This is a genomic window from Streptomyces sp. NPDC096046, from assembly GCF_040303285.1.
Lineage (GTDB): Bacteria > Actinomycetota > Actinomycetes > Streptomycetales > Streptomycetaceae > Streptomyces.
On record NZ_JBEOSZ010000029.1, the window covers coordinates 16,478 to 30,496 of the forward strand.

The following is a 14,019-nucleotide window of genomic DNA, read 5'->3' on the forward strand; positions in this document are numbered from 1 at the left end:
GTCGGAAGACAGGGCGGCCGAGCCGGTCAGCGTGTCGGAAGACAGGGCGGCCGAGTCGGTCAGCGCGCCGGCAGGTACGGGGCCGTCGACGGGAGGCTCAGGTCCGAGGGGAGCAGCGAGCCCACCCAGGTGTCACGGCGTACCCCCTTGTTGTTCGTCGCGGAGCGCAGGGTGCCCTCGATCGTGAAGCCCGCTCGTTCGGCCACCGCGCGGGATGCCCGGTTGCCCACCTCCGCGCGCCATTCGACGCGGTCGAGTGCGGCGCGGGTGAAGGACCAGCGGCAGGCGGTCAGGACGGCCTCGGTGACGTAGCCGTTGGCGCGGTGCTGTTTCGCGGCCCAGAAGCCGATCTCGCCCATGCCCAGGGCGCGCATCGTGATGCCGAGCATCCCCGCCAGTTCTCCGGAGCGCAGGAAGACGCCGAAGGTGAACATGGAGCCGTCCGCCCAGCTCTGCGGCGCCAGTTGCTCTGTGAAGTTCCGGGCGTGCTCGCGCAGGTAGGGCGAGGGGATCGTGGTCCAGCGCTGGATGTCGGGGTCCTGGCAGGCGTCGTACACCGCGTCGGTGTCCTGGGGACCCACCGGGCGCAGCAGGAGGCGGTCCGTGGTGAGGGTGACGGGGTCCATCGGCCGATTCTGCTCGGCGGCCGGTCGCGATGTCATGTATTTGCCGTGAGTGAGGGAGTGATCACACATGGTGCGAATTGGGCCGGGAGGCGCGGCACCATCCCGGAGGGCCGGACGTTGTCCCCTTTGAAGCAGACGTGAATCAGAATGGAAGCAGCGGACGGTCGCCGTCACAGCAGGCCCTCCCGGCGCGGCGGGGTCCTCGCATACGATGGCCGTTGCTCAGTAAGTCAAGTGGTAACCGACCGTCCCAGGCCCGACCGGCAAGGAGACCAACCCCCGTGTCCGTCCTCTCGAAGATCATGCGTGCAGGCGAAGGCAAGATCCTGCGCAGGCTGCACCGCATCGCGGACCAGGTCAACTCCATCGAAGAGGACTTCGTCGACCTCTCCGACGCCGAGCTGCGCGCCCTCACCGATGAGTACAAGCAGCGCTATGCCGACGGCGAGACCCTGGACGACCTGCTGCCCGAGGCTTTCGCCACCGTCCGCGAGGCCGCCAAGCGCGTCCTCGGCCAGCGTCACTACGACGTGCAGATGATGGGTGGCGCGGCGCTGCACATGGGCTACGTGGCCGAGATGAAGACCGGCGAGGGCAAGACCCTCGTCGGCACCCTTCCCGCGTACCTCAACGCCCTGTCCGGCGAGGGCGTCCACATCATCACGGTCAACGACTACCTGGCCGAGCGCGACTCCGAGATGATGGGCCGTGTCCACCGGTTCCTGGGGCTGGAGGTCGGCTGCATCCTCGCGAACATGACGCCGGCTCAGCGCCGCCAGCAGTACGCCTGCGACATCACGTACGGCACCAACAACGAGTTCGGCTTCGACTACCTGCGCGACAACATGGCGTGGTCCCAGGAAGAGCTCGTCCAGCGCGGCCACAACTTCGCCATCGTCGACGAGGTCGACTCCATCCTCATCGACGAGGCCCGTACGCCGCTGATCATCTCCGGCCCGGCCGACCAGGCCACCAAGTGGTACGGGGACTTCGCCAAGCTGGTGAAGCGCCTCAAGCGCGGCGAGGCCGGCCAGCCGCTCAAGGGCATCGAGGAGACCGGCGACTACGACGTCGACGAGAAGAAGCGCACGGTCGCCATCCATGAGTCGGGTGTCGCCAAGGTCGAGGACTGGCTGGGCATCGACAACCTCTACGAGTCGGTGAACACCCCGCTCGTCGGCTACCTGAACAACGCCATCAAGGCCAAGGAGCTCTTCAAGAAGGACAAGGACTACGTCATCATCGACGACGAGGTCATGATCGTCGACGAGCACACCGGACGTATCCTCGCGGGCCGCCGCTACAACGAGGGCATGCACCAGGCGATCGAGGCCAAGGAAGCGGTGCCGATCAAGGACGAGAACCAGACGCTCGCCACGATCACCCTCCAGAACTTCTTCCGCCTCTACAAGCGCCACGACCACAACGGCAAGGAACAGCCCGGTCTGTGCGGCATGACCGGTACGGCCATGACCGAGGCCGCCGAGTTCCACCAGATCTACAAGCTCGGTGTGGTGCCGATCCCGACCAACCGGCCGATGGTCCGCAAGGACCAGTCGGACCTGATCTACCGCACCGAGGTCGCCAAGTTCGAGGCGGTCGTCGACGACATCGAGGAGAAGCACCGCAAGGGGCAGCCGATCCTCGTCGGCACCACCTCCGTCGAGAAGTCCGAGTACCTCTCGCAGCAGCTCAGCAAGCGCGGCATCCAGCACGAGGTGCTCAACGCCAAGCAGCACGACCGGGAGGCGACGATCGTCGCCCAGGCCGGCCGCAAGGGCGCCGTCACGGTGGCCACCAACATGGCCGGCCGTGGTACGGACATCAAGCTCGGCGGCAGCCCGGAGGACCTCGCCGAGGCGGAGCTGCGCCAGCGCGGCCTCGACCCGGAGGAGCACATCGAGGAGTGGGCGCACGCCCTGCCCGAGGCGCTGGAGCGGGCCGAGAAGGCCGTCCAGAACGAGAAGGACGAGGTCGAGAAGCTCGGCGGGCTCTACGTGCTCGGCACCGAGCGTCACGAGTCGCGGCGCATCGACAACCAGCTGCGCGGTCGTTCCGGCCGTCAGGGCGACCCGGGTGAGTCGCGCTTCTACCTCTCCCTCGGCGATGACCTGATGCGGCTGTTCAAGGCACAGATGGTCGAGCGCGTCATGTCGATGGCGAACGTCCCGGACGACGTGCCCATCGAGAACAAGATGGTCACGCGTGCGATCGCCTCCGCCCAGTCGCAGGTCGAGCAGCAGAACTTCGAAACGCGTAAGAACGTCCTGAAGTACGACGAGGTCCTCAACCGTCAGCGCGAGGTCATCTACGGCGAGCGGCGCCGCGTCCTGGAGGGCGAGGACCTGCACGAGCAGGTGCAGCACTTCATGGACGACACCATCGACGCCTACGTCGAGGCCGAGACCGCCGAGGGCTTCCCGGAGGACTGGGACCTCGACCGGCTGTGGGGCGCCTTCAAGCAGCTCTACCCGTGCAACGTCACCGTCGAGGAGCTGGAGGAGACGGCCGGTGACCGCGCCGGGCTGACCGCCGAGTTCATCGGCGACTCCATCAAGGACGACATCCACGAGCAGTACGCGGCGCGTGAGGCGCAGCTCGGCTCCGAGATCATGCGCGAGCTCGAGCGCCGGGTCGTGCTGTCGGTCCTGGACCGCAAGTGGCGCGAGCACCTCTACGAGATGGACTACCTCCAGGAGGGCATCGGCCTGCGCGCCATGGCGCAGAAGGACCCGCTGGTCGAGTACCAGCGTGAGGGCTTCGACATGTTCACCGCCATGATGGAGGGCATCAAGGAGGAGTCCGTCGGCTACCTGTTCAACCTGGAGGTCCAGGTCGAGCAGCAGGTCGAGGAGGTCCCGGTCGAGGACACCAAGCCGGTGGCCGACCTGGAGAAGCACGACGCGGTGCCGGCCCAGGCGGGTTCCCGTCCGGAGATCCGCGCCAAGGGGCTCGACGTCCCGCAGCGGCGCAACCTCCACTTCTCCGCGCCGACGGTCGACGGCGAGGGCGGCACCATCGAGGGCGACTTCACCGAGGACGGCGAGCCGGTGCGCTCCGAGGCCGACGGCCTCACGCGCGCGGAGCGGCGCAAGCAGGCGCGCAGCCGCGGGCGTCGTAAGAAGTGACGGTAGTCGCGTAGCGGCTTGAGGGGCCGGACACCTGCGGGTGTCCGGCCCTTCGGCGTGACCGCCTCAGTCGGATTCCGGGCGGGGTGGGCGGGGGCCGCCGAGCTCCACCGCCGTGCAGCGCCAGCGCAGGTCCTGGCCCAGTTCCAGGCGGAAGGCCATGGCGCGCAGCCGGTCGCCGGCGCCGATGCGGCCGAAGGCCTCGATGGCGCCCGGGCGTGGTTCGAAGTAGCCGATGTCGCGGACGACGGGGCGGGCGCCGCGGGTGCGCAGGGGGCCGCGTTCGGCCAGCCAGGCCAGTTCGTCGTAGGCGCGTCCGCGGGTGTGGCGGAGCATCGAGTGGACGGGGCGGTGCCCGCTCAGGACGGCGACGAGGAGGTCGGCGAAGAGGTCGGTGGGCCGGGGCCGGACCGCCGCGGGGCGGAAGCCCTGGACCGGGAGGCGCGGGGCGGCTTCGGGGGCGGCCGGGGCAGTGACGCCCGCGCGCGCCGGGGTGGTGGTGCCCGTCACCCTGCGGGGCGCTGTGCGGGCGGTGGAGGGCGTCGGTGGGCGCGTGTCCGCGGGGCGGGCGCGGGAGGTCCTGGTGCGGGCGGAGGCCGGTGGACGGCCACCCGCAGCCTGAGGCCGGGTCCGGCCACTGCCCGGCGAGCGCGGGGGCGCGGCGCCGGTGGGGGCGGGCGGTGTGGTCCCGGTGCCGACGAGGGCGGGCCGGGTGGCATAGGCGCCGGCGGGGGTACGCCTGCGGGGTGCCGCGCTGTCGGGTGTGCCGGGTGCGGTGCTCTGGCCCACGGTGGCTGCGGTGTGGGCCGGAGGGTGGGGTGCCGTGGTGCCGGGTGTGGTGTTGGGGGGTGTGCCCGGTGTGGTGGTGTGGCGGAGGGTGGCTGTGGTGTGGGCCGGAGGGTGGGGTGCCGTGGTGCCGGGTGTGGTGTTGCCCGGTGTGCCCGGTGTGGTGGTGTGGCGGAGGGTGGCTGTGGTGTGTGCCGGAGGGCGGGGTGCCGTGGTGCCGGGCGTGGCGTTGCGGGGTGTGCCCGGTGCCGTGCTGTAGCGGAGGGGGGCTGCCGTGCCCGCCGGAGGGCGGAGGGCCGCGCTGTCGAGTGTGCCCGGTGTGGTGCTCGCGGGTGTGCCCGGTGCCGTGTTCGCGGAAGCGGGGGGTGTCGGGTTCGCGGGAGCGTCGCGTGTGGGACTCGTCGCGGGGTGGGGCTCGTGGTGGGTCGGTGGGTGGGTGGGCGGACGGTGCTGGTTCCTGGTCATGACCTTGTGCATGGGTCCCCGTTTCGTGGGCCCGGTGAATACCGGAGAGTAACTTCGGGTCAGTGATCTTGTACGGGGTCGACGGGGGCGGCGGCAAGGAAGCGGAATTCGGGTCGCGGGCGCCGAAATGTTCACCTATCCGGGTGGTGTCGGGGGTGCGGTCCCCGTCGGTACGGGGGTGTGCCGGGTGAATTCCGGGACCGGGGTGGACGCGTCGAGCGGCACGGGGCGGGACTCGAAAGGGGACACCCCGCACGTATCCTGAAGGCCCTCCGGAGCCCTCCGACCCGACCACGAAAGCGGCCAGCCATGCGTGTCTACGTGCCCCTGACCCTCCCCGGTCTCGCCGAGGCGTACAAGGCGGGCCAGCTGGGAGCCGGGCCGTTCGTCGCCTACGCCGTGACGCCCGGGCTGCGCGAGTGGTACGTCTCCGACGACATCGAGGAGCTGGAGTACGCGGCGCTCGGCCGGGCCGCGCTGGCTTCGCTGCGGCTGCTGGCGGCCGAGCCCGCGGCGCCGCGGCGCCGGGTCGTGGTCGCCGTCGACGTGGCCGACCGGGCCGTGAGCGCGGATCCGGACCGCGGACTCGATCCGGCGGCGCTGGGCGAGGTGCGGGTCGCGGGCGCGGTGCCCCTGGGCAAGGCGGCGTCGGTGCACGCCGACGCGGCGGACGCGGAGACCGACGTGACGGCGGCCGTCGAGGCGCTGCCGGCGGCGGACGGCGGGGACGGCGACGCGCAGTTCGTCGTGGACGGGGCGGAGGACCACGAGCTGCTGTGGTTCGCCACGCAGGAGATCCGGAACCTGGTGGAGCGCAGGGCCTGAACGGGCCGAGGGGGCGCGTTGAGGCGCCGTTCTCTTGAATGTCAGTGGAGGCGGGTACGTTTTCGGGCATGGGGATGAAGACGGGCGCGCACATTGTCTGGGACTGGAACGGGACGCTGTTCCACGACATCGACGCGATCATCGGGGCGACGAACGCGGCTTTCGCCGAGCTGGGGCTGGAGCCGCTGACGCTGGAGAAGTACCGCGAGCTGTACTGCGTACCGGTGCCGAAGTTCTATGAGCGGCTGATGGGACGGCTGCCGACCGAGGCCGAGTGGGAGGCCATGGACGACATCTTCCACCGGTACTACGCCGAGCACCGGACGACGTGCGGGCTGACGGCGGGGGCCGTGGAGCTGCTGTCCGGGTGGCGGACGGCGGGGCGCAGCCAGTCGATCCTGAGCATGTACGTGCACGAGGAGCTCGTCCCGCTGGTGCGGGGCTTCGGGATCGAGCCGCACTTCATACGGGTGGACGGGCGGACCGGGCCGTCGGGGGGCAGCAAGGCGGAGCACATGGTGCGGCACCTGGCGTCCCTGAGCGGGGTGGCGCCGGAGCGGACCGTGGTGATCGGAGACGCCGCGGACGACGCGGTGGCCGCCCTGCACGTGGGGGCCCGGGCGGTGTTGTACACCGGCGGGTCGCACAGCCGGATGAGCCTGGAAGCGGTCGGCGTCCCTGTCGTGGACACGCTGGAGGAAGCGGTCGCGGAGGCGGAGCGGCTCGCGGCCTGACGGGCGGTCCTGACCGGCAGCCCCGACCGGACCCCGGGGGGACACTGTGCAGAACGTCAAACTTCCGGGGCTGGTTTTGTACACATACGGCTCATGACGGAGTACCTGTAAGGAGCGATAGCCTTGGTGGCGTGATCAGCGCGATAGTTCGCGGGGACGTCGTCGTCCCTGCCCTGCGCCCGGAGAGCACGGACGACATCCGTGACCGGGCGGCGGTCGCTGGTCTTCGCGGGCGGGACGTGGCATCGAGGACTCCCGGGACGCCGAGCATCACCCGTTCCCAGGCGTCGCAGAGAGCAGCGTCACACCGGTGGCGCAGCTCAAGAATGGCTCAGACACCCCCGCTCATCTCACCTTGCGGCATAGCGTCGGAACAGACCGGATACCCCGTGTCACGACGTGAGGCCGTAAGCGCAGAGGCCGTACTTCCTTCTACGTCACGCAACGGCGCGCGACAGGAGCCAGAGGACAATGCAGACCAAGCTGGACGAAGCCAAGGCCGAGTTGCTCGAGAGGGCCGCCCGGGTAGCTGAGAACAGCCCGGTCGGGGGGCACCTACCGACCGGGTCGACGGGCGAGGAGACCCCAGACGCCCAGAAGGCCCCGGACCGCGAGACCCTCCTGACGTTCCTCCAGCGTTACTACCTGCACACGGCCCCGGAGGACCTCACCGACCGCGACCCGGTCGATGTCTTCGGAGCCGCCGTCTCGCACTACCGGCTGGCCGAGAACCGCCCCCAGGGCACCGCCAACGTGCGGGTGCACACCCCCACGGTGGAGGAGAACGGGTGGACCTGCAGCCACTCCGTGGTCGAGGTCGTCACCGACGACATGCCCTTCCTCGTCGACTCCGTCACCAATGAGCTGACGCGTCAGGGGCGCGGGATCCACGTCGTCATCCACCCGCAGTTCGTGGTGCGGCGCGATGTCACCGGCAAGCTCATCGAGGTCCTGTCCACTCCGGCCACCGGCGATCTCCCGCACGACGCGCACGTCGAGTCCTGGATCCACGTCGAGATCGACCGTGAGACCGACCGGGCCGATCTGAAGCAGATCACCGCCGACCTGCTGCGCGTGCTGTCCGACGCCCGTGAGGCCGTCGAGGACTGGGGCAAGATGCGGGAGGCGGCGATCCGGCTGGCGGAGGGGCTGCCGGACGAGCCCATCCCCGCCGACCTGCCCGGACCACAGGTCGAGGAGGCCCGCGAGCTGCTGCGCTGGCTGGCCGACGACCACTTCACGTTCCTCGGCTACCGCGAGTACCAGCTGCGCGACGACGACTCGCTGGCCGCCGTGCCCGGCACCGGGCTCGGCATACTGCGCGCGGACCCGCAGCACGCCGGGGAGGAGAGCCACCCGGTCAGCCCGTCGTTCGAGCGGCTGCCCGCCGACGCCCGGGCCAAGGCGCGCGAGCACAAGCTGCTCGTGCTGACCAAGGCGAACAGCCGGGCGACCGTGCACCGGCCGTCGTACCTGGACTACATCGGCGTCAAGAAGTTCGACGCCGAGGGCAACGTCATCGGCGAGCGGCGGTTCCTCGGACTGTTCTCCTCCGCCGCCTACACCGAGTCCGTGCGCCGGGTCCCGGTCATCCGTCGCAAGGTCGAGGAGGTACTGAAGCGGGCCGGGTTCTCGCCCAACAGCCACGACGGCCGTGACCTGACGCAGATCCTGGAGACATACCCGCGCGACGAGCTGTTCCAGACCCCGGTCGACGAGCTGCGGGCCATCGTCACCTCCGTCCTGTACCTCCAGGAGCGCAGGCGGCTCAGGCTCTACCTGCGCCAGGACGAGTACGGGCGCTACTACTCCGCCCTCGTCTACCTGCCGCGCGACCGCTACACCACGGCCGTGCGCCTGAGGATCATCGAGATCCTCAAGGAGGAGCTCGGCGGCATCAGCGTCGACTTCACGGCCTGGAACACCGAGTCGATCCTGTCCCGGCTGCACTTCGTGGTGCGGGTTCCGCAGGGCACCGAGCTGCCGGAGCTGTCCGACTCCGACAAGGAGCGCATCGAGGCCCGGCTGGTGGAGGCCGCCCGCTCCTGGGAGGACGCCTTCGCCGAGGCGCTCAACGCCGAGCTCGGCGAGGAGCACGCGGCCGAAGCGATGCGCCGGTACGCGCACGCCTTCCCCGAGGGCTACAAGGCCGACCACAACCCGCGCGCCGCGGTCGCCGACCTCGTCCACCTCGAGCAGCTGAACTCCGAGGCGGATCAGGACTTCGCGCTCAGTCTGTACGAGCCGGTGGGCGCCGCCCCCGAGGAGCGCCGCTTCAAGATCTACCGCACCGGCGACGCGATCTCCCTGTCGGCCGTGCTGCCGGTCCTCAACCGGCTCGGTGTCGAGGTCGTCGACGAGCGGCCGTACGAGCTGCGCTGCTCGGACCGCAGCGTGGCCTGGATCTACGACTTCGGTCTGCGCATGCCCCGCGCGAACGGCGGTGACCACTTCGGCGACGACGCCCGCGAGCGCTTCCAGGACGCCTTCGCCGCCACCTGGACCGGCAAGGCGGAGAACGACGGCTTCAACGCCCTCGTGCTCAGCGCCGGTCTGACCTGGCGCCAGGCCGTGGTGCTGCGGGCGTACGCCAAGTACCTGCGGCAGGCGGCGTCGACCTTCAGCCAGGACTACATGGAGGACACCCTCCGCAACAACGTCCACACCACCCGTCTGCTCGTCTCCCTGTTCGAGGCGCGGATGTCGCCGGACCGGCAGCGCGCCGGGCACGAGATCGTGGACGCGCTGCTGGAGGAGGTCGACGCGGCCCTCGACCAGGTGGCCTCGCTCGACGAGGACCGGATCCTGCGATCCTTCCTCACCGTCATCAAGGCGACCCTGCGGACGAACTTCTTCCAGGAGGCCGCGGGCGGCCTGCCGCACGACTACGTCTCCATGAAGTTCGACCCGCAGGCCATTCCCGACCTGCCGGCACCGCGCCCGGCGTTCGAGATCTGGGTGTACTCGCCGCGCGTCGAGGGCGTGCACCTGCGCTTCGGCAAGGTCGCGCGCGGAGGCCTGCGCTGGTCCGACCGGCGTGAGGACTTCCGCACCGAGATCCTCGGCCTGGTCAAGGCGCAGATGGTGAAGAACACCGTCATCGTGCCGGTGGGCGCCAAGGGCGGCTTCGTCGCCAAGCAGCTGCCCGACCCGAGCGTCGACCGGGACGCGTGGCTGGCCGAGGGCATCGCCAGCTACAAGACGTTCATCTCGGCGCTGCTCGACATCACCGACAACATGGTCGCGGGCGAGGTCGTCCCGCCCGCCGACGTCGTCCGGCACGACGAGGACGACACGTACCTCGTGGTCGCCGCAGACAAGGGCACCGCGACCTTCTCCGACATCGCCAACGGTGTCGCCGAGAACTACAACTTCTGGCTCGGTGACGCCTTCGCCTCCGGCGGCTCCGCCGGCTACGACCACAAGGGCATGGGCATCACCGCCCGCGGCGCCTGGGAGTCCGTCAAGCGGCACTTCCGCGACATGGGCGTCGACACCCAGACCGAGGACTTCACGGTCGTCGGCATCGGCGACATGTCCGGTGACGTCTTCGGCAACGGCATGCTGCTCTCCGAGCACATCCGCCTGGTCGCCGCCTTCGACCACCGGCACATCTTCATCGACCCCGACCCGGACGCCGCGACCTCCTACGCCGAGCGGCGCCGCCTGTTCGAGCTCCCCCGCTCCAGCTGGGAGGACTACGACAAGGGGCTGCTGTCGGCCGGTGGCGGCATCTTCCCGCGCACGGCCAAGGCGATCCCGGTCAACGCGCACATCCGCGAGGCCCTCGGCATCGAGGCCAAGGTCACCAAGCTGACCCCGGCCGACCTGATGAAGGCGATCCTCCACGCGCCGGTGGACCTGCTGTGGAACGGCGGCATCGGCACGTACGTCAAGTCCTCGGTCGAGTCCAACGCGGACGTCGGCGACAAGGCCAACGACGCCATCCGCGTCGACGGCAAGGACCTGCGCGTCAAGGTCGTCGGAGAGGGCGGCAACCTCGGCCTGACCCAGCTGGGGCGGATCGAGTTCGCGCTGCACGGCGGCCGGATCAACACCGACGCCATCGACAACAGCGCGGGCGTGGACACCTCCGACCACGAGGTGAACATCAAGATCCTGCTCAACGGCCTGGTCAGGGACGGCGACATGACCGTCAAGCAGCGCAACAAGCTGCTCGCCGAGATGACCGACGAGGTCGGCCGCCTGGTGCTGCGCAACAACTACGCGCAGAACACGGCGATCGGCAACGCCCTCGCCCAGTCCAAGGACATGCTCCACGCCCAGCAGCGCTTCATGAAGCACCTGGTCAGGGAGGGACACCTCGACCGGGCACTGGAGTTCCTGCCCACGGACCGGCAGATCCGCGAGCGGCTCGCCCAGGGCCAGGGCCTGACCGGCCCGGAGACGGCCGTCCTGCTGGCCTACACGAAGATCACGGTCGCCGAGGAGCTGCTCCACACCTCGCTGCCCGACGACCCGTACCTGACGGGTCTGCTGCACGCGTACTTCCCGACGGAGCTGCGCGAGCAGTTCTCCGACCGGCTCGACGGCCACCCGCTGCGCCGCGAGATCACCACGACCGTCCTGGTCAACGACACGGTCAACACGGGCGGTACGACGTACCTGCACCGCCTGCGCGAGGAGACCGGCGCGTCGCTGGAGGAGATCGTGCGGGCCCAGACCGTGGCCCGGGCGATCTTCCGCCAGTCCCCGGTGTGGGACGGGGTCGAGGCCCTCGACAACAAGGTCGAGGCCGACGTCCAGACCCGTATCCGGCTGCACGCCCGCCGCCTGGTGGAGCGCGGCACGCGCTGGCTGCTCAACAACCGGCCGCAGCCGCTGGAGCTCGCCGGGACCGTCGAGTTCTTCGCCGAACGGGTCGAGCAGGTCTGGGGGCAGCTGCCGAAGCTGCTGCGCGGCGCCGACCTGGAGTGGTACCAGAAGATCTACGACGAGCTGACGGGCGCCGGTGTCCCGGACGAGCTCGCCACCCGGGTCGCGGGCTTCTCCTCGGCCTTCCCGACGCTCGACATCGTCTCGATCGCCGACCGCATGGACCGGGAGCCGCTGGACGTCGCCGAGGTCTACTACGACCTCGCCGACCGGCTGCGCATCACCCAGCTCATGGACCGCATCATCGAGCTGCCCCGCTCCGACCGCTGGCAGTCCATGGCCCGCGCGGCGATCCGCGAGGACCTGTACGCGGCCCACGCGGCGCTGACCGCCGACATCCTGGCCGTCGGCAACGGCACCTCGACGCCGGAGCAGCGCTTCAAGGCGTGGGAGCAGAAGAACGCGGCGATCCTGGGCCGGGCCCGCACCACACTGGAGGACATCCAGAGCTCCGACTCGTTCGACCTGGCCAACCTGTCGGTGGCCATGCGCACGATGAGGACGCTGCTGCGCACGCATTCGTAGGCGCACGGCGTAACGGGCGCCCCGGGCCGGTTCCGGCCCGGGGCGCTCCTTCTTGGTGTGCATTAGGGCGATTCGACTGGAGGACTCACCGAATCCGGCTGAGGCTTGGGTCGTGACTGTGAACCTCTCCGAGGAGCGGGTGGCCGCCCCCGCCCTCCCGGTCAAGAGCGTCCTCCTCGAAGGGGAGAACTTCGCGCTGGTCGGCGGTGGTGGTCTCGCCGCCGACTCCCCGGTGTTCACCGTGCTCCTGCACGGGCCGCACCGTGCCACCACGGAGAGCGGACTGTTCCACGCCGGGTATCACGGCCCTGGCCTGGACGGGCCCCACGATGCGCGCCGCGCCTAGACCGGCCGCCGTCGCCGCGCAGGCCGCTGCCGCGGTGGTCGTCCTGCTGTTGCTCCTGGTCATCGTCCGGCTTCCGTGGGCCGGTGATCTCGGGATGCACGCGGCGACCGTCCAGCGGCTGCGGCACGACCTGGTCGACCCGGGCAATCCGCTCGTCGACGCGGACACGCCGAGCCCGTACTACTCGCCCTGGATGCTGGTGCTCGGCTGCGTCGCGCGGGTCAGCGGTCTGTCGGTCTTCGTGGTGCTGCGGCTGGCGGCACTGGCCGGACTGGGGCTGCTGGTGACGGGGGTGTGGCGGTACGTGCGGACGCTGACCGGTCATCGTGCCGCGCCCGCGCTCGCCCTGCTGAGCCTGCTGTTCCTGTGGGGAACGGCCCTGTTCAAGTGGAGTGGCTTCTACGGGCTCAACTCGCTGGCGCTGACGGTGTCGTACCCGAGCCTGTTCGCGCTGGCGCTGGCGTTCCACCTCTGGGCGTGGCTGGCGCGGGCAGTGCGCAGCGGTGCCGGGTGGGGGGTGTGGTCCGGACTCGGGACGCTGTGGGCGGTGATTCTGCTGTGCCACCAGTTCTCGGGGGTGGTGGCGTCACTGGGCGCGGTCGCGACGGTGCTGGCGGCGCGGCCGGGCCGGCGGGTATGGCTCCGGCTCGGCGGCGGGGTGGCCGTGGGGCTCGTGGTGCCGGCGCTGTGGCCGTACTACGACTTCTTCGCGCTGTTCGGGGCGGGGGACGGGCTGGAGGCGGTGCACCGGCCGTTGTACGAGGACCTGCTCGGGCGGTACTGGCTCGTGCTGCTCGGGGTGGTGGCCCTGGGGGCGCGGGCGGAGCGGGACCGGTGGGATCCGCTGGTGCTGTTCTTCGTGATGGGTGTCGCGGTGGTGGCGGCGGGCGGGGTCAGCGGGCACTACTCCTGGGGGCGGGCGTTGCCGGCGGCACTGATCCCGGCGCAGCTCGCGGCGGCCGTGGAGGCGTGCGAGGCAGGGCGGCGCGGGGTGCGGGCCGGGTGGGCGTGCGTGCTGGGCGCGGCGCTGGTTCTGGGCGCGTGGACGCAGGCGGGGACGGTCGGGTACGTCGCGCAGCCGCGGGATCTGCCGGAGGCCCTCGCGGAGAAGTACCGGCGGCCGTGGGCCGGATACCACTGGATGACGCCCTGGGTGCGGTACGGGGATGTGGTGATGGCTCGGGAGGGGCGGCCGGCCCGGCAGATCCCGGCGTACGGGGCGTACACGGTCGCGCCGGGGTATCCCGACTTCTTCCTGCGGGACGAGGGGCGGCGGGAGCGGGCGGTGCGGAGGTACTTCGCGGCGGGGACGCCGGGGGAGGAGCGGAGGGAGATTCTGCGGGAGTACGGGGTGCGGTGGGTCGTGGCGGGGGTTGGTCATCGGGGCGTCGGGTTGCGGGAGGTCGCTCGGGGGCCGGAGGGGCAGGTGTTGTACGCGGTGGTGCGTTAGCAGGTGCGCGGGGTGGGTGCTGTGGCCGGGTGGGTCCGCAGCCCGGCGGAGAGGGGTGCTGCCTGCGCCCACCCGTGCCGCCCCGAGCGGCGCGCATGCCCGTAGTTGAGCGGCTGCGTGCTTGTCTGCGGTTGAGCGGCGCGCTGGTCCGCCGCTGAGTGGTGGCGCGCATGCCTGTAGTTGAGCGGCTGCGTGCTTGTCTGTGGTTGAGTGGCGCGCTGGTCCGCCGCTGAGTGGT

The 14,019-nt window shown here is 70.6% G+C and carries 8 protein-coding genes; 6 read left to right on the plus strand and 2 right to left on the minus strand.

Going from position 1 to position 14,019, the window contains the following annotated elements:
* Positions 1–59 precede the first annotated feature (59 nt).
* Positions 60–626 carry a GNAT family N-acetyltransferase gene (locus ABTX62_RS23980; protein WP_352118118.1) on the minus strand — a complete coding sequence of 189 codons (567 nt, stop codon included), beginning with the start codon at positions 624–626 and terminating at the stop codon, positions 60–62.
* Positions 627–907: 281 nt separating this feature from the next.
* Here ABTX62_RS23980 and secA point away from each other — a divergent pair, with 281 nt between their 5' ends.
* On the plus strand, positions 908–3,754 hold the full coding sequence (secA, locus tag ABTX62_RS23985) for a preprotein translocase subunit SecA (protein ID WP_283973047.1): 2,847 nt from the start codon (positions 908–910) through the stop codon (positions 3,752–3,754).
* Positions 3,755–3,820: 66 nt separating this feature from the next.
* Here secA and ABTX62_RS23990 read toward each other — a convergent pair whose 3' ends face one another.
* Positions 3,821–4,543, minus strand: coding sequence for an Rv3235 family protein (locus ABTX62_RS23990; protein ID WP_352118119.1), 723 nt, complete (start codon positions 4,541–4,543; stop codon positions 3,821–3,823).
* A gap of 771 nt (positions 4,544–5,314) precedes the next feature.
* Between ABTX62_RS23990 and ABTX62_RS23995 the strand changes: the two genes are divergently transcribed.
* The 5 genes from ABTX62_RS23995 (at position 5,315) to ABTX62_RS24015 (ending at position 13,781) form a co-directional block, all read left to right on the plus strand.
* The gene (locus tag ABTX62_RS23995; protein ID WP_352118120.1) at positions 5,315–5,830 is read left to right on the plus strand and encodes a DUF6912 family protein; all 516 of its coding nucleotides are present in this window, start codon (positions 5,315–5,317) and stop codon (positions 5,828–5,830) included.
* A gap of 68 nt (positions 5,831–5,898) precedes the next feature.
* Positions 5,899–6,564 (plus strand): HAD family hydrolase, encoded by a 666-nt coding sequence (locus tag ABTX62_RS24000; protein WP_283973044.1) that lies wholly within the window; start codon positions 5,899–5,901, stop codon positions 6,562–6,564.
* Between the two features lie 471 nt (positions 6,565–7,035).
* Positions 7,036–11,985 carry an NAD-glutamate dehydrogenase gene (locus tag ABTX62_RS24005; RefSeq protein WP_352118121.1) on the plus strand — a complete coding sequence of 1,650 codons (4,950 nt, stop codon included), beginning with the start codon at positions 7,036–7,038 and terminating at the stop codon, positions 11,983–11,985.
* Positions 11,986–12,097: 112 nt separating this feature from the next.
* Positions 12,098–12,331 (plus strand): hypothetical protein, encoded by a 234-nt coding sequence (locus ABTX62_RS24010; RefSeq protein WP_352118122.1) that lies wholly within the window; start codon positions 12,098–12,100, stop codon positions 12,329–12,331.
* Positions 12,315–13,781 (plus strand): hypothetical protein, encoded by a 1,467-nt coding sequence (locus ABTX62_RS24015; protein ID WP_352118123.1) that lies wholly within the window; start codon positions 12,315–12,317, stop codon positions 13,779–13,781. Before ABTX62_RS24010 ends, ABTX62_RS24015 begins: the two co-directional genes overlap by 17 nt.
* The last annotated feature ends 238 nt before the right edge of the window (positions 13,782–14,019 follow it).

What these genes read in the sequence shown, in the direction of transcription:
- ABTX62_RS23980 (WP_352118118.1), bottom strand. Translation starts at nt 626, where the DNA reads ATGGACCCCGTCACCCTCACCACGGACCGCCTCCTGCTGCGCCCGGTG.
- ABTX62_RS23995 (WP_352118120.1), top strand. Translation starts at nt 5,315, where the DNA reads ATGCGTGTCTACGTGCCCCTGACCCTCCCCGGTCTCGCCGAGGCGTAC.
- ABTX62_RS24000 (WP_283973044.1), top strand. Translation starts at nt 5,899, where the DNA reads ATGGGGATGAAGACGGGCGCGCACATTGTCTGGGACTGGAACGGGACG.
- ABTX62_RS24005 (WP_352118121.1), top strand. Translation starts at nt 7,036, where the DNA reads ATGCAGACCAAGCTGGACGAAGCCAAGGCCGAGTTGCTCGAGAGGGCC.
- ABTX62_RS24015 (WP_352118123.1), top strand. Translation starts at nt 12,315, where the DNA reads ATGCGCGCCGCGCCTAGACCGGCCGCCGTCGCCGCGCAGGCCGCTGCC.